The following is a 14,580-nucleotide window of genomic DNA, read 5'->3' as shown; positions in this document are numbered from 1 at the left end:
CGCCCCTGGGCTCAGACGCCCGGGTCGCGCACCCGCTCGAAGCGCTCGAATTCGCGGTTGACCCAGCGCCCGTCGCGCCGCTCGACGCGGCGGATGTACACGGTCTGCACGATGTCGCGGGTGTGGGCGTCGATCTCTACCGGGCCGCGCGGGCTGTCGAGCTTCACACCCCGGAACGCATCCACCAGCCGCTCCCCGACCACGCCGCCGCGCGCCACGGGCGAGCTCATCGCCGCATCGATGGCGGCGAGCGCATCGTGGGCCGCGACCGCAAAGTAGCCCGGGCGCAGGTGGCTGCCGTACTCCTTCTCGAAGATGCCAGTGAAGCGGCGGTTGGCCGGCGACTCGTGCGCAAACGAATAGTGGTGGCTGGTGACGAGGCCGTCGGCCAGTTCGCCGATGCCTTCGAGGTAATGGTCGTCGGTGGCGTCGCCGGTTGCCAGCAGTCGGATGCCGGTGTCGGCCATGCCGCGGTCGCGCCAGAACTTGAGGAAAGTGGCCGGCATCTGCCCCGAGGGCAGGAAGAAGAACACCGCCTGCGGCTTGAGTTCGCGCAGCCGCAGCATGTAGGCCGAGTAGTCGAGCGTGTTCAGCGGCACCCGCAGCATCGCGCCGACCCGGCCGCCGCCCGCGGTGATGCCCGAGACAAAAGCGCTTTCGGCATCGACGCCCGAGGCGTAGTCGGCCACCACGGTGCAGACGTCGCGCAACCCCTGCTGCAGCGCCCATCGCGCCAGCGGCAGCGTGACCTGGCCGATGGTGAAGGACACCCGCACCGCGAACGGGCAGCGCGCCGTGATGCCCGAAGAGGCCGCGTTCATCACCACCAGAGGCAGCTTCGCCTGCGTGGCGACTGTGCCCACAGCGTAGGCGTTGGAGCTGAAGTCCAGGCCCGCCAGCAGATCGACGCGCTCGCTTTCGACGAGGTCTTGCGCATGGCGGCGTGCCTGCTCGGGCGCGCTGCCGGGCACGTCGCGCCGCAGCAGCTCGACCGGCCGGCCCGCGATGTTCTGGTTGTGCGCTGCCAGCCAGACGGCCATGCCGGCATCGAACTGCCGACCGCCGCCCGCGTAGGGGCCGGACCATGAACCGATGACGCCGATGCGCAGCGGGCGCACGCGTGCCAAGGCCAGCGAAGGCGCTGCCAAGGCGCCTGCCAGCAAGCCGAAAGTACGCCGACGCGTGAGGTCGATTGCTACTTTTTCAGTAGCATCATTCGCCCACTGGTCGGGCGTTACGAGCGTTCTTGTCTCTGAAACTTGCACGCCGGGCAGTGTACGCGCGCAAGCCTCGAATGGGCCTCAGACCTTGGAGAAGTCCGGCTTGCGTTTCTCCATGAAAGCGCCGAAAGCTTCGCGTGCCGCCGGCTCGCGCAGCATGCGGCCGAAGCTCGCGCCCTCCTCGCCCATACGCTCGAGCACGGCGGGCATCTGCGCCTTCTTCAGCAGACGCTTGGTTTCCACCAGCGCACTCAGCGGCTTGGCGGCCAGCTTGCGAGCCTGCGTCTGCGCGATAGCGTTCGCTTCGGTCGGCGGCACCACGCGGTTGACCAGGCCCACTTCAAGCGCAGCCTCGGCCATGAAGGGCTCGCCCAGCAGCAGCGCCTCGGCCGCGCGGTGGTAGCCCAGCATCTGCGGCACCAGCAGGCTCGACGCTGCTTCGGGGCACAGGCCCAGGTTCACGAAGGGCATCGAGAAGGCAGCGTTGTCACCCGCATAAACCAGGTCGCAATGGAACAGCATCGTGGTGCCGATGCCCACGGCCGGGCCGCACACGGCCGCAACGATGGGCTTGGGGAAGGTCGCGATGCCGCGCAGGAAGCGGAACACCGGCGACTCTTCCGTCGACGGCGGGCCGTTGAGGAAGTCGCCGATGTCGTTGCCCGCGCTGAAGATCGTCGGGTCGCCCTGGATCAGCACGCAGCGCACGGCCGCTTCGCTCTCGGCCGTAGCCAGCGCGTCAGCCAGCTCGGCATACATCGCGCTGGTGATCGAATTCTTCTTGTCGACGCGGTTGAAGGTGATGGTCATCACACCGGCTTCGGTGTGGACGAGGATGTCGCTCATGGGTAGTGTCCTTGGATGAAAAAGATTGGCACCGTGGTCAGGCGCAAAGGGCTTCGCGGACGAAATCGAGGCGGTCTTGCCCCCAGAACATCTCGCTGCCGACGAACATGGTGGGAGCGCCGAACACGCCGCGCTCCACGGCTTCCTGCGTGACGGCCTTGAGGCGGTCCTTGGTTTCCTGCGCGCCGGCCAGCGCAAGCAGACCCGCGGCGTCGAAGCCCGCATTTTGCAAGACGGCACCAACGGTTGCCGGGTCGTTGAGGTTCTTCGGATCGACCCACATCGCGTGGAAAACCGCATCGACGTACGCACCAAAGCGCGTCGGCTCTTTCATCTGGACACCGGTGGCGCCGCGCATCAGCAGCAGCGTGTTGATCGGGAAGTGGGGGTTGTGCACGAAGGGCACGCTGTAGCGCTTGGCAAAGCGCTTCAGGTCGGTCGTCATGTACGGGCCCTTGGGCTTGATCTCGGCGGGCGAATGATTGCCGGTGGCCTGGAACACGCCGCCCAGCAGCATGGGCTTCCACACCAGCTCGGCGCCTGTGTCGGCGCAGATGTGCGGCAGTTGCGTCGCGGCCAGGTAGGCGGCTGGGCTGCCGAAGTCGAAATAGAAGTTGACTTGTTTTGTCATTGGTGTCTCCTTGTTGGTGCTTCGGGGCGCTTGTTGTTCGGGGGGTGTGCGAATGACACCGGGTACTCCCCTCCGCGAATGTCCCCCGCCTTCGGCTCCTCCTTTATTTCGCTGCGGGGAGCACCCGATGCCATTCGCACATGGACGCTGCGCTTATGCCGGCCGATCAACTGCTGCGCTGAACGATCACGTCGATGGTGTGCTCTGCGCAGCGAAATAAAGGAGGAGGCCGCAGGCCGGGGGACATTCGCGGAGCAGAGCACGCCGTCGGCGTGAGCGCTCCCTGAACAGCAAGGCTTCATCTCAGAACTTCTCTGACCACGGCCGCAGATCGAGCTCGTGCGTCCACGCATCACGCGGCTGCGAATGCAGCATCCAGTAGCTGTCGGCAATGTGCTCGGGGTTCAGGATGCCGTCGCTTTCCTTCAGCGCGTAACGCTCCGGGAAATTGCTGCGGATGAACTCGGTATCGATGGCACCGTCGACCACCACGTGCGCGACGTGAATGCCTTGCGGCCCGAGTTCGCGCGCCATCGACTGCGCCAGCGCACGCAACGCCATCTTCGCGCCCGAGAAAGCGCCGAAGTTGGCCGCACCGCGCAGCGAGGCCGTCGCGCCCGTGAAGATGATCGTGCCGCGATGCCCACCCTTCGGGATCTCACGCGCCACCATTCGCTTCGCCACTTCGCGCCCGTTGAGAAAGCCAGAGAAGCAGGCCATCTCCCACACCTTGAAGTACTTGCGCGCGGTCTCGCTCAGGATGCTCTCGGGCACGTTGGCGCCGATGTTGAACACCATCACCTCGATCGGCCCGATGGTCGACTCGATCTGCTCGACGAGCGCGACCACTTCTTCTTCCTTGCGCGCATCGCAGGCGAAGGCGTGCGCACGACCGCCGTCGGCCTCGATCTGCGCGACCAGCGGCTGCAGCTTGTCGAGACTGCGGCGCGTGACGCAGGTGGCGAAACCTTCGCGCGCGAAGCGGCGAGCAATGGCGCCGCCAGTGGCGTCACCAGCGCCGACGATGAGTGCGGCTTTCTGCGGAGTGGTCATGTCTCTTTATTCCTTGTAGTAGACGATCTGGTTCGAGGTGGCGAGCAGCACGCCCTTCTCGCTCCACAGATGCGCCGTCTGGTCGAAGAAGCCGTTGAAGAACTGCTGCCCCGCCGCACGACCCAGCAGATAGCCCGTGCCGACCTCGGCCAACTGCGCCGGCCCGACGTGGAAGTAAGTGGTGATCGACACCGTGCCCGCGGGCACGTGCTTCGCGCGGCGCAGCCAGACGCGCGGATAGAACATGTCGCTCATCGCGGCGAGCGATGCAAAGTCGAGCGGCCGTGGCTGTGCATCTCGCAGCCAGATGCGGGTCTCGCTGTGGTGCAGGCTCTCGTCCCACTTCGCGGGAATGCCGCCGCTGAAGGGGCGCATCTCGTACTGGTTGATCCACGCCACGCCGGAGGGGCCGATGCTCATGCGGTCGACCGTCTCAGGCCTTGGCGCCTCGGGCATCGGCATGTCGCTCTCGCCCCAGGTGTCGCGGCGCGCGGCCGTTACCACTGTGGCGGTGGTCGTCATGTTGGGCGCGCCGCTGGGGCCAGCCTGCGTGATCTGCACAGTCCAGTGCTGCGTCGAGCGGTTGGTGCGCACGGCAGTGGCCTGGATGTCGAACGCGCTGGCTTCGATCGCCGCCGCGTAGTTGACGGTGAGCGCGATGGGCGTGCCCAGCACGTCGGGGTGCTGCATCACCGACTGCAGCACCAGGGCCGCAGTGGTGCCGCCGAAGGGCCCGACCATGTTCCAGTAGTCGGGGCTGGTCATGCCCGTGAAATGCCCCACGCGGATGTCGCTGTGGTGGATCGTCAGGGCTTTGTCGAAGGGGTGCTGCTGCGTGCTCATGATCGGCAGTGTGCATCCGGAGGCTGGCGTCACGCAGTCGTGTGCGGGACGTTGGCGTGCTGCACCGCAGTACGTTCGGTCAACGCAGCCAGCCGGTGGAGCTTGTCGACCGTGCTCGGCCACAGGCTCTGGCTGAACTGCTCGCGGAAGAATCCGAAGTGGCCGATGCGCCGGGCCTGCACGTCCGCCGGCGCGATGCGCTCCACCGCGCTCGGTGCGCCTGCATAGAAGCTCACCAGGCTTTCGGTGCCTGCGAGCGTCATGAGTTCGTCGTCGGTGATCGACAGCGCGAGCACCGGGAAGCGCACGCGGTTGTAGCTCTGCGATGCAAGCTCGCCCTCGGCGCCCACGCTGTAGCGCGGGTTGAGGCACCAGCGCCGCCATTGCAGGATCACGCCGCGCGGCAGGTCGCCGACCTTCTTCAGCTTGCGGCCGGGGAAATAGCCGAACAGCCGCGTGACCAAAGGTACGAGCACGAACCAGAAGTAGAGGATGCTGCGCCTGAGTTTCGGCGCGTTCTCACGCCAGTAGCCGCTGCCGGCTGCGATGCTGACGAGGCCGTCGACTTGTTCGGGACGCTGCAGGAAGCCCGGTAGCTGTGCACCGAGGCTGTGGCCCAGCAGGTAGAGCGGAGCGTCCGGGAGTTCGGCCTTGGCGACATCGATCACCGCTTCATAGTCGCGCGCCCAGTCGAACAGGTCGGCCTTGAAGCCGCGCAGCGACGCATCGCCGCGCGAATCGCCCGAGCCCCGGTAGTCGAAGGTCCAGACGCGCAGGCCCTGCTGGTCTGCAAGCCACTGCGCGAAGGGTTCGTAGAACGACTGGCGCACGCCCATCGCGCCGCCGATCACGATGCTGGCGCGCGGTGCGTCGGCGGGTTCGTAGCAACGCACCGCCAGTTGCGTGCCACCGTCGACTGGGAGCTGCTGCGTCTGCATGGAGTTACGCAGTTCAGACGCGTTCAAAAATCCCTGCGGCGCCCTGGCCCATGCCCACGCACATCGTGACCATGCCGTACTTCAGGTTCTCGCGGCGCAGCGCATGCACCACGGTCGCCGAGCGGATGGCGCCCGTAGCGCCGAGCGGATGACCCAGCGCAATCGCGCCGCCCATCGGGTTGACCTTCGACGGATCGAGCCCCAGCGTGTTGATGACTGCGAGCGATTGCGCGGCAAAGGCTTCGTTGAGCTCGAACCAGTCGATGTCCTCGTGCTTCAGGCCGGCATAGCGCAGCGCGGCCGGAATCGCCTCGATCGGGCCAATGCCCATGATGTGCGGCGGCACGCCCTTGCTGGCGAAGCTCACGAAGCGCGCGAGCGGCGTGAGGCCGTACTGCTTCACGGCCTTTTCGCTGGCCAGGATCAGCGCGCCCGCGCCGTCCGAGGTCTGCGAGCTGTTGCCGGCCGTGACCGTGCCGCGCGCGGCGAACACGGTGCGCAGCTTGGCGAGGCCTTCGATGCTGGTGTCAGGGCGCGCGCCTTCGTCGAGGTTGACGGTGCGCGTCTTGGCAATCGACTCGCCTGTCTCCAGGTTCGGCGTGCGGTCGGTCACTTCGATGGGCGTGATCTCGTCGGCGAACTTGCCAGCCTTCTGCGCGGCCAGCGCCTTCTGGTGCGAGGCGAGCGCGAACTCGTCCTGCGCCTCGCGGCTCACCTTCCACTGCTGCGCGACCTTCTCGGCCGTGAGGCCCATGCCGTAGGCAATGCCCACGTCGCCTTCGCGCTCGAAGATCGAGGGCGACAGCGAGGGCGAGTTGCCCATCATCGGCACCATGCTCATGCTCTCGACACCGGCTGCGATCATCACGTCGGCCTCGCCGACGCGGATGCGGTCGGCCGCCATCTGCACGGCCGACAGGCCCGATGCGCAGAAGCGGTTGACGGTGATGCCGCCGACGCTGGTCGGCAGGCCCGCGAGCACGGCGCCAATGCGCGCGACGTTCAGGCCCTGCTGCGATTCGGGAATCGCGCAGCCGCAGATGATGTCTTCGATGGCCTTTGGGTCGAGGCTGGGCACGGCGGCGAGCGCGGCACGCAGTGTGGTGGCCAGCAAGTCGTCGGGGCGGTAGTTGCGGAAGTAGCCGCGATGCGACTTGCCGATGGGGGTGCGGGTGGCGGAGACGATGTAGGCGTCTTGGACTTGTTTCATGGCTTGAGATTCCTGATGTCTTGTCTTGCTCCCTCTCCCGCTTGCGGGAGAGGGCTGGGGTGAGGGTTGTCTTCCTGCAGCGCCTGCAGGATCCGCTCCCGCACCGCGTCTGTCTGCGTCAGCACTTCGTGGTTCCAGAAGCGAAGTACGCGATAGCCCTGGGCTTCGATGAAGCGTGTGCGGTTCTCGTCGTATGCGGCGGCTTCCACATGCTGTCCGCCGTCCAACTCCACGACCAGCTTCGCTTCGAGGCATGCGAAGTCTGCGAAGTACGGGCCGATCGGGCGTTGGCGACGAAATTTGTGATCCGCCATGCGGCGATCGCGCAGGTGGTTCCAGAGCAGGGCCTCGGCGTGGGTCGGGGTTGTGCGAAGGCTGCGTGCCCTCACCCTAGCCCTCTCCCGCAAGCGGGAGAGGGGACCGGACGTGTCGAGGTCTTCGCTCATGGTCTCTGCCGGGTCAGTTCCGCACCGGCTTCCCCGTGCTGAGCATCCCCATGATCCGCTCCTGCGTCTTGGGGTGCACGATGAGCGAGCAGAACGCCTTGCGTTCCAGCGTCATCAGGTATTCCTCGGTCACGAGCGAGCCCGCGTCCACGTCGCCGCCGGTGACCACATTCGCGATCAGGCTGGCAATGTGGAAGTCGTGCGCGCTGATGAAGCCGCCGTCGCGCATGTTCACGAGTTGGCCCTTGATGGTCGCGGCGCCGCTGCGGCCCGCCACGCGGAAGGTGCGGCGCAGCGGCGCGCGGTAGCCTGCGTCGGCCATGGCCTTGGCCTGCTGCAGCGCCACGTACAGGAGCTCGTCCTTGTTCGGCACGATCACGTCGCTGTCGAGCAGGTAGCCCAGCTTCTTCGAATCGAGCGCGCCAGTGCCGACCTTCGCCATCGCAGCGGCGGTGAAGCCTTCGGTCAGGAACGGCAGCAGGTCGGTGCCCGTCGAGGCCGAGGCGTTCTCCGCGGCGCGACGCGCAATGTAGGTCAGGCCGCCCGCGCCGGGGATCAGGCCCACGCCGACTTCGACCAGGCCGATGTAGCTTTCCATCGCCGCCACGCGCTTGGCCGAATGCACGGCCAGCTCGCAGCCGCCGCCCAATGCCATGCCGCGCACGGCCGAGATCACCGGCACGCTGGCGTAGCGGATCTTGAGCATCACGTTCTGCAGTTCTTCTTCGGCGCCTTCGACCGCGCCGATGCCCGCGACCACGAAGGCCGGCAGCATCGCCTGCAAATCGGCGCCGACCGAGAACACCTCGTCGGGCGACCAGATCACCAGGCCCTTGTATTCGGCCTCGGCCAAGTCGACCGCGGCGCCGAGCGCCTCGGCCACGTCGGGGCTGATGGCGTGCATCTTCGAATGGATGCTGGCGATGAGCACTTCGCCGTCGAGCGTCCACACGCGCACGTCGCCTTCGTCGCTGATGGTGGTGCCGGCCGTGTTGGCGTCGGCCGCGTTCGCGCCAAGCACGCTCTCGGGGAACAGCTGGCGGTCATGCACCGGCAGCCTGCGCTGCGGCACGAATTTGTTCTGCGATGCGCTCCACGAGCCTTCGGGCGTATGCACGCCGCCCGCTTCGGCCACCGGGCCTTCGAACACCCACTTGGGCAGCGGTGCGCTGCTCAGCGCCTTGCCTGCGTCGATGTCTTCCTGCACCCACTTGGCGACCTGCGCCCAGCCGGCTTCCTGCCACAGCTCGAACGGGCCCTGCTTCATGCCGAAGCCCCAGCGCATGGCGAAGTCGATGTCGCGTGCGCTCTCGGCGATGTCGCCCAGGTGCACGGCGGCGTAGTGGAAGCCGTCGCGCAGGATGGCCCAGAGGAACTGGCCCTGCGGCCCTTCGCTCTCGCGCAGCAGCTTCAGGCGTTCGCCCGCGGGCTTCTTCAGCATGCGGCCGTACACCTCGTCGGCCTTGGCGCCGGCGGGCACGTACTCGCCACTCTTCAGGTCGAAGCGCAGGATGTCGCGGCCAACCTTCTTGAAGAAGCCGGCCTTGGTCTTCTGCCCCAGGTTGCCCAGTTCGAGCAGCTTGACGAGCACCGGCGGCGTCGCGAAGTTGGCGTAGAACGGATCGGTCTCGGCATTGAGGTTGTCCTGCAGCGTCTTCACGACGTGGGCCATTGTGTCGAGGCCCACCACGTCGGCGGTGCGGAAGGTGCCCGAGCTTGCGCGGCCCAGCTTCTTGCCGGTGAGGTCGTCCACCACGTCGGGCGTGAGACCGAACTTCTCGACTTCCTTCAGCGTGGCCAGCATGCCGGCGATGCCGACGCGGTTGGCAATGAAGTTGGGCGTGTCATGCGCGCGCACCACTCCCTTGCCCAGCGTGCTGGTGACGAAGGCTTCGAGGTCGTCGAGCACCTGCGGCTGCGTGGTGGGCGTGTTGATCAGCTCCACCAGGAACATGTAGCGCGGCGGGTTGAAGAAGTGAATGCCGCAAAAGCGCGGCTTCAGTGCTTCAGGCAACGCCTCGCTGAGCTTGGTGATCGACAGGCCCGAGGTGTTCGAGGCCAGGATCGAATGCTTGGCAACGTGGGGAGCGATCTTCTTGTACAGATCGAGCTTCCAGTCCATGCGCTCGGCAATGGCTTCGATGATGAGGTCGCACTCACCGAGCTTGGCGAGGTCGTCTTCGTAGTTGGCCTGTTCGATCAGGCCCGCGTCGGCCACGTCGCCGAGCGGCGCGGGCTTGAGCTTCTTGAGGTTGTCGATGGCGCGCGTGACGATGCCGTTCTTCGGGCCTTCTTTTGCGGCCAGATCGAACAGCACGACAGGCACGCGCACGTTGACGAGGTGGGCGGCAATTTGCGCGCCCATCACGCCGGCGCCGAGCACGGCGACCTTCTTCACTTGAAATCGGGACATGTTGCTTGGTATTTCTTGGATTGGTTGCGCGCAGGCTTACTGCACGCGGTTCCAGGTTTGAGTGCGCCAGAAGGGGCCCAGATAGCCACGCACTTCGAGCTTCTTGCCGCCGTCGACGGGCGTGTAGCTCGCGCGGTATTCCTTGCCGTTCTCGGGGTCGAGGATCTTGCCGCCTTCCCAGACTTCCTTGCCTTCGGCCTTCTTGCCGCCGCGGATGATGTCCAGGCCCACCATGGGCTTGCCCTTGCGGTCGTCGCTGCATTCGTCGCAGGTGGCGCCGGGCTTGGCGTCCTTGCCCAGTGCCTTTTCGATGCGGCCGAGCAGTGCACCGTTGGTTTCATCGATGCGGATCTCGGCCTTGACCTCACCGGTCTTGTCGTCAACGTTGCGCCACAGGCCCACCGGCGTGACCTGGGCCATGGCCGAGGCTGCGGTGACTGCGAACAGAACGGCGGCGAATGTTTTCTTCATGCGTGTCTCCCGGCGAAGTGAAGGAAAAGGCGAAGGGCTTGCTTCAGGCCAGTGCCGCGTCGGTGTCCATCAGCACCTTGCTGCCGGCGCGCGCGGTACGCATCAGCGTTGCAGTCTCGGGGAACAGCTTGGCGAAGTAGAAGCGCGCGGTCTGCAGCTTGGCGACGTAGAACGGGTCGGTGTTGCCGGCGGCGATTTCGCGCAGGGCCACTTGCGCCATGCGGGCGAACAGGTAGCCGAACACGAAGTGGCCGGCCACGCGCAGGTAGTCGACAGCAGCGGCGCCCACTTCGTCGGGGTTCTGGAAGCCCTTGAAACCGATCTCGGTCGTGAACTTGGTGAGCTGGTCGCCCAGCATCGCGATCGGGTTGATGAACTCGGCCATCTTCTCGTTGACGCCCTCTTCTTCCACCAGCTTCGCAACCAGCTTGCCGAACTTCTTCAGCGAAGCGCCGTTGTTGCCCAGCACCTTGCGGCCCAGCAGGTCCAGCGACTGGATGGTGTTGGTGCCTTCATAGATCATGTTGATGCGGTTGTCGCGCACGAACTGCTCCATGCCCCATTCCTTGATGAAGCCGTGGCCGCCGAACACCTGCATGCACGAGTTGGTCGCAATGTGGCCGTTGTCGGTGATGAAGGCCTTGACGATGGGGGTCAGCAGCGCGACCAGTTCGCCCGAGTCCTTGCGCACCTTTTCGTCGGGATGGTTGTGCTCCTTGTCGAGCAGCAGCGTGCAGAAGATCTGCAGCGCGCGGCCGCCTTCGGCATAGGCCTTGGCGGTGAGCAGCATCTTGCGCACGTCGGGGTGCACGATGATGGGGTCGGCTTCCTTGTCCTTGGCCTTCACGCCGGAGAGCGAGCGCATCTGGATGCGGTCCTTGGCGTAGGCCAGCGCGTTCTGGTAGGCCACTTCGGTCAGGCCCAGCGACTGGTTGCCCACGCCCAGGCGTGCGGCGTTCATCATCACGAACATCGCAGCCAGGCCCTTGTTGGGCTCGCCCACCAGCGTGCCGGTGGCGCCTTCGATCACGATCTGCGCGGTGGCGTTGCCGTGGATGCCCATCTTGTGCTCCAGACCAGCGCAGAAGATCGGGTTGCGCCCGCCGAGCGAGCCGTCGGCCTTCACATGGAACTTGGGCACGACGAACAGGCTGATGCCCTTGCTGCCCTTGGGCGCGTCAGGCAGGCGGGCCAGCACCAGGTGAATGATGTTGCTCGTCATGTCGTGCTCGCCGGCCGAGATGAAGATCTTGCTGCCAGTGATGCGGTAGGTGCCGTCCGCCTGCGGCTCGGCCTTGGTGCGCAACAGGCCGAGGTCGGTGCCGCAATGGGGTTCGGTCAGGCACATGGTGCCGGTCCATTCGCCGCTCGTGAGCTTGGGCAGGTAGGTCTTCTTCTGCTCGTCGGTGCCGTGGGCCGCCAGCGCCTCGTAGGCGCCGTGCGAGAGGCCGGGGTACATGGTCCAGGCCTGGTTGGCGCTGTTGAGCATTTCGAACAGGCACTGGTTCACCACGAACGGCAGGCCCTGGCCGCCGAAGGCCGGGTCGCACGACAGCGCGGGCCAGCCGCCTTCGATGTACTTGGCGTAGGCGTCCTTGAAGCCCTTGGGCGTCTTGACTTCGTGCGTGGTCTTGTCGAGCGTGCAGCCCTCTTCGTCGCCGCTGATGTTCAGCGGGAAGGTCACTTCGGCGGCGAACTTGCCGGCCTCTTCGATCACCGCGTTGATGGTGTCGGCATCGGTCTCGGCATGGGCCGGAAGCGCCTTGAGTTCTTCGGCGACGTTGAGCACTTCGTGCAGCACGAACTGCATGTCGCGCACGGGTGGGTTGTAGGTAGGCATCCGGAACTCTCCTGGTCGAAGCTAGATAGAAAAAGAAAAAGGGGAAAACGAAAACGGGGCTGGCCGCGCGCTTCTTCAGCGCACGGTCTTGAGGCGGCGGCCGGCCGGCGCAGCCGTGTCGGCCTTGGGCGCATCGGGCGTGGCGCTGCGCGCGAGGATGTTGTCGAAGCCGACGTTGGCGCGGCCGATGGAGCCGGGCACCTGCAGGAAGCGCGCTTCGTAGTGCAGCGCGAGGATCAGGCCGTGAATCTCGAACGCCACCTGGCGCTCGTCGGCGTCGGCGCGCAGATGGCCTTCGCTCTGCGACTGCACGATGGCGCGCAGCACTGCCGCCTGCCAGATGCTGACCGACTCGACCAGCGCGTCGCGCACCGGGCCCGGGCGGTCGTCGAATTCGGAAGCGCCGCTGATGTAGATGCAGCCCGAGTCGATTTCGGTCGAGGTGCGCTTCATCCAGTTGGCGAACATGGCGCGCAGGCGCGGCAGGCCGCGCGGCGCCTTCAGGGCGGGAAAGAACACCTCTTGCTCGAAGCGTGCGTGATACTCGCGCACCACCGAGATCTGAAGTTCTTCGCGCGAGCCGAAGTGGGCGAACACGCCCGACTTGCTCATCTTGGTGATTTCAGCCACCGCGCCGATCGACAGGCCCTCGAGCCCGATCTGCGCGGCCAGCGCCAGCGCGGCGTCGACGATGACGGCCTTGGTCTGCTGGCCCTTCTGGGCGGCACGAGCGGGCTTGGCGGGAACGGCTGCTGCGGTCATCGTGGAATTTCCATGCAAAAACGAACGGTCGTTCTATTTTGCAGGGCTTTACCACTTTCGCCCGCAAGAAACCTTCAGGTATTGAAGGTTAATTGATGCGGGACGGGGCGCAATCGGCCCCATCCCTACCCCTCCGGAAGCTCTCTTCAGAACTCCTGCGACACCGGCCGCAGCACGACTTCGTTGATGTCCACGTTGGCCGGCTGCTCCACCGCGTAGACGATGGCGCGCGCCACCGAATCGGACGGGATCTGGTTGGCGTCGTAGAACGCTTTCACGCCCGCAGCGGACTCGGCATCGCTGCTGCCGAACTTCAGCTCCGACTCGACTGCGCCGGGCGACACGATGGTCACGCGCACGCCGCTGTTGCCCACTTCCACGCGCAGGCCCTCGGAGATGGCGCGCACCGCGTGCTTGGTCGCGCTGTAGACGGTGCCGATGGGCGTGAACACCTTCAGCCCGGCAATGGATGCGACGTTGACGATGTGCCCGCTGCCCTGCGCCTGCATGCGCGGCAGCACGGCGGCAATGCCGTAGAGCACGCCCTTGATGTTGACGTCGATGGTGCGGTCCCACTCGTCGACCTTGAGCTTGTCGAGGGGCGACAGCGGCATCACGCCCGCGTTGTTGACCAGCACATCGATGCGGCCGAAGGCCTCGACGGTTGCGGCGGCGAGCTTGTCGAGGTCGGCGCGCTTGGCCACGTCGGTGGCCACGGCGATGGCCTCGCCGCCGGCTTCGCGGATCTCGGCAACGACCTTGTCGAGCCGGTCGGTGCGGCGGGCGGCCAACACCACTTTGGCGCCGCGCGCGGCCAGGTGGCGCGCCGTAGATTCGCCGAGCCCGCTGCTCGCGCCGGTGACGATGGCGACCTTGCCCTTGATGTTGTCTTGAACGGATGTCATGGGAAATTCCTTTCGGGTGTGTGGAAGAAGTGCCTCCAGTGTGGAAAATCCTTGTGTTCCCGTAAATGAAACTCTGGCGACTTCAGAATTCCTGAAAGAGGAACCCTCAACACCATGTCCAACCGTCTCGAAGCCCTGCGCGTGTTCTGCGCCGCCGCCGATGCCGCCAACTTCCGCGACGCGGCGGCGCGGCTTTCGGTGTCACCGCAGGTGGTGACGCGCGCGGTGCGCGAGCTGGAAGACGAGCTGGGCGAGCCCCTCTTCCACCGCAGCACGCGCGGCGTGCAGCTCACCGACTTCGGCCGGCAGCTCTCGGAGCGGGCGCGCACCGCCCTGAGCGGAGTCGACGAACTCTTCCATCGCACCGACCGCCGCGCACTGTCGCAGCACGAGGGCACGGTGCGGGTCACGGCGCCGGGTATCTTCGGGCGCCAGCTCATCCCGCGGGCACTGGCGCCGATGCTCGCCGCGCATCCGGGCCTGGTGCTCGACCTGCGCGTTTCGGAGTCGCATGCCGACGTGGTCGGCGAGCAGATCGACATCGGCGTGCGCGTGGGCCCGCTGCGCGATGCCCGCTTCGTCGCGCGGCCGGTCGGCCGGATGGCGCTGCACGTGGTGGCCGCGCCCTCGCTGATCGCGCGCACCGGCGTGCCGAAGAAGATCGAGGCGCTGGCCTCGCTGCCGCTCACCGCATTGATCGACCGCAAGTCGGGCCGTCCCTGGCCGATGATGTTCCGCAAGGAGCGCCAGCTGGCCGTGACCTCGCCGGCCTTCGTCACCGACGACTTCGACACCGAGTGCGCCGCGGTGCTCGCAGGCCTGGGCTTCGCCCAGTTGATCGGCTCGCTGGCCGAGCCCTGGATCGAGCGCGGCGCGCTGGTGTCGGTGCTGGAGGCCGAGGCGCCCGAGCCGTGGCCGATCTACGTGTACCGCTCGCAACGAGCGCCTGTGCCGGCGCGCGTGCGGCTGGTGTACGACGAGCTGATCCGCGTGTTGCGCTGA

Annotated in this window: 14 protein-coding genes; 1 reads left to right on the top strand and 13 read right to left on the bottom strand. The window is 66.4% G+C overall.

Annotated features, from left to right (window positions below; translation table 11 throughout):
• Positions 1-11: 11 nt before the first annotated feature.
• From ACSFCA_RS33475 to ACSFCA_RS33415, 13 genes are all read right to left on the bottom strand, one after another.
• Entirely contained in the window at positions 12-1,118 is a 1,107-nt protein-coding gene (locus ACSFCA_RS33475) for an ABC transporter substrate-binding protein (RefSeq protein WP_309148888.1), read from the bottom strand.
• 183 nt (positions 1,119-1,301) lie between these two features.
• Positions 1,302-2,066 (bottom strand): enoyl-CoA hydratase, encoded by a 765-nt coding sequence (locus ACSFCA_RS33470; RefSeq protein ID WP_093057301.1) that lies wholly within the window; start codon positions 2,064-2,066, stop codon positions 1,302-1,304.
• Between the two features lie 37 nt (positions 2,067-2,103).
• A complete protein-coding gene (locus tag ACSFCA_RS33465; RefSeq protein WP_435462514.1) occupies positions 2,104-2,697 on the bottom strand; it encodes a 2-hydroxychromene-2-carboxylate isomerase in 594 nt (197 codons plus the stop codon).
• Positions 2,698-3,000: 303 nt separating this feature from the next.
• Complete coding sequence (locus tag ACSFCA_RS33460) at positions 3,001-3,750, bottom strand: SDR family oxidoreductase (RefSeq protein WP_435462513.1); 750 nt, start codon at positions 3,748-3,750, stop codon at positions 3,001-3,003.
• A 6-nt stretch (positions 3,751-3,756) separates the two neighbouring features.
• Positions 3,757-4,593 (bottom strand): acyl-CoA thioesterase, encoded by an 837-nt coding sequence (locus tag ACSFCA_RS33455; RefSeq protein WP_435462512.1) that lies wholly within the window; start codon positions 4,591-4,593, stop codon positions 3,757-3,759.
• A 29-nt stretch (positions 4,594-4,622) separates the two neighbouring features.
• On the bottom strand, positions 4,623-5,531 hold the full coding sequence (locus tag ACSFCA_RS33450; RefSeq protein ID WP_435462511.1) for an alpha/beta hydrolase family protein: 909 nt from the start codon (positions 5,529-5,531) through the stop codon (positions 4,623-4,625).
• Between the two features lie 13 nt (positions 5,532-5,544).
• On the bottom strand, positions 5,545-6,741 hold the full coding sequence (locus tag ACSFCA_RS33445; RefSeq protein WP_339089041.1) for an acetyl-CoA C-acyltransferase: 1,197 nt from the start codon (positions 6,739-6,741) through the stop codon (positions 5,545-5,547).
• Positions 6,738-7,187 (bottom strand): endonuclease domain-containing protein, encoded by a 450-nt coding sequence (locus ACSFCA_RS33440; protein WP_435462510.1) that lies wholly within the window; start codon positions 7,185-7,187, stop codon positions 6,738-6,740. Before ACSFCA_RS33440 ends, ACSFCA_RS33445 begins: the two co-directional genes overlap by 4 nt.
• A gap of 13 nt (positions 7,188-7,200) precedes the next feature.
• Complete coding sequence (locus ACSFCA_RS33435) at positions 7,201-9,600, bottom strand: 3-hydroxyacyl-CoA dehydrogenase/enoyl-CoA hydratase family protein (protein WP_435462509.1); 2,400 nt, start codon at positions 9,598-9,600, stop codon at positions 7,201-7,203.
• Between the two features lie 36 nt (positions 9,601-9,636).
• Positions 9,637-10,071 carry a DUF2147 domain-containing protein gene (locus tag ACSFCA_RS33430; RefSeq protein ID WP_093057294.1) on the bottom strand — a complete coding sequence of 145 codons (435 nt, stop codon included), beginning with the start codon at positions 10,069-10,071 and terminating at the stop codon, positions 9,637-9,639.
• Between the two features lie 43 nt (positions 10,072-10,114).
• Positions 10,115-11,911 carry an acyl-CoA dehydrogenase C-terminal domain-containing protein gene (locus ACSFCA_RS33425; protein ID WP_435462508.1) on the bottom strand — a complete coding sequence of 599 codons (1,797 nt, stop codon included), beginning with the start codon at positions 11,909-11,911 and terminating at the stop codon, positions 10,115-10,117.
• Positions 11,912-11,986: 75 nt separating this feature from the next.
• Positions 11,987-12,673 (bottom strand): TetR/AcrR family transcriptional regulator, encoded by a 687-nt coding sequence (locus tag ACSFCA_RS33420; RefSeq protein WP_258351331.1) that lies wholly within the window; start codon positions 12,671-12,673, stop codon positions 11,987-11,989.
• A 146-nt stretch (positions 12,674-12,819) separates the two neighbouring features.
• Positions 12,820-13,578 (bottom strand): SDR family oxidoreductase, encoded by a 759-nt coding sequence (locus ACSFCA_RS33415; protein ID WP_093057291.1) that lies wholly within the window; start codon positions 13,576-13,578, stop codon positions 12,820-12,822.
• Between the two features lie 114 nt (positions 13,579-13,692).
• On the opposite strand from ACSFCA_RS33415, the gene ACSFCA_RS33410 reads away from it, so the two are divergent.
• On the top strand, positions 13,693-14,580 hold the full coding sequence (locus ACSFCA_RS33410; RefSeq protein WP_258351332.1) for a LysR family transcriptional regulator: 888 nt from the start codon (positions 13,693-13,695) through the stop codon (positions 14,578-14,580).

The sequence above is a fragment of the Variovorax multivorans genome (genome assembly GCF_051216835.1).
Taxonomy (GTDB): domain Bacteria; phylum Pseudomonadota; class Gammaproteobacteria; order Burkholderiales; family Burkholderiaceae_C; genus Variovorax.
This window is presented reverse-complemented; position numbering and strand designations above follow the sequence as displayed.

Coding starts and splice junctions, on each gene's coding strand:
- ACSFCA_RS33470 (WP_093057301.1), bottom strand. CDS start 2,066: ATGAGCGACATCCTCGTCCACACCGAAGCCGGTGTGATGACCATCACC.
- ACSFCA_RS33465 (WP_435462514.1), bottom strand. CDS start 2,697: ATGACAAAACAAGTCAACTTCTATTTCGACTTCGGCAGCCCAGCCGCC.
- ACSFCA_RS33460 (WP_435462513.1), bottom strand. CDS start 3,750: ATGACCACTCCGCAGAAAGCCGCACTCATCGTCGGCGCTGGTGACGCC.
- ACSFCA_RS33455 (WP_435462512.1), bottom strand. CDS start 4,593: ATGAGCACGCAGCAGCACCCCTTCGACAAAGCCCTGACGATCCACCAC.
- ACSFCA_RS33450 (WP_435462511.1), bottom strand. CDS start 5,531: ATGCAGACGCAGCAGCTCCCAGTCGACGGTGGCACGCAACTGGCGGTG.
- ACSFCA_RS33445 (WP_339089041.1), bottom strand. CDS start 6,741: ATGAAACAAGTCCAAGACGCCTACATCGTCTCCGCCACCCGCACCCCC.
- ACSFCA_RS33440 (WP_435462510.1), bottom strand. CDS start 7,187: ATGAGCGAAGACCTCGACACGTCCGGTCCCCTCTCCCGCTTGCGGGAG.
- ACSFCA_RS33435 (WP_435462509.1), bottom strand. CDS start 9,600: ATGTCCCGATTTCAAGTGAAGAAGGTCGCCGTGCTCGGCGCCGGCGTG.
- ACSFCA_RS33430 (WP_093057294.1), bottom strand. CDS start 10,071: ATGAAGAAAACATTCGCCGCCGTTCTGTTCGCAGTCACCGCAGCCTCG.
- ACSFCA_RS33425 (WP_435462508.1), bottom strand. CDS start 11,911: ATGCCTACCTACAACCCACCCGTGCGCGACATGCAGTTCGTGCTGCAC.
- ACSFCA_RS33420 (WP_258351331.1), bottom strand. CDS start 12,673: ATGACCGCAGCAGCCGTTCCCGCCAAGCCCGCTCGTGCCGCCCAGAAG.
- ACSFCA_RS33415 (WP_093057291.1), bottom strand. CDS start 13,578: ATGACATCCGTTCAAGACAACATCAAGGGCAAGGTCGCCATCGTCACC.
- ACSFCA_RS33410 (WP_258351332.1), top strand. CDS start 13,693: ATGTCCAACCGTCTCGAAGCCCTGCGCGTGTTCTGCGCCGCCGCCGAT.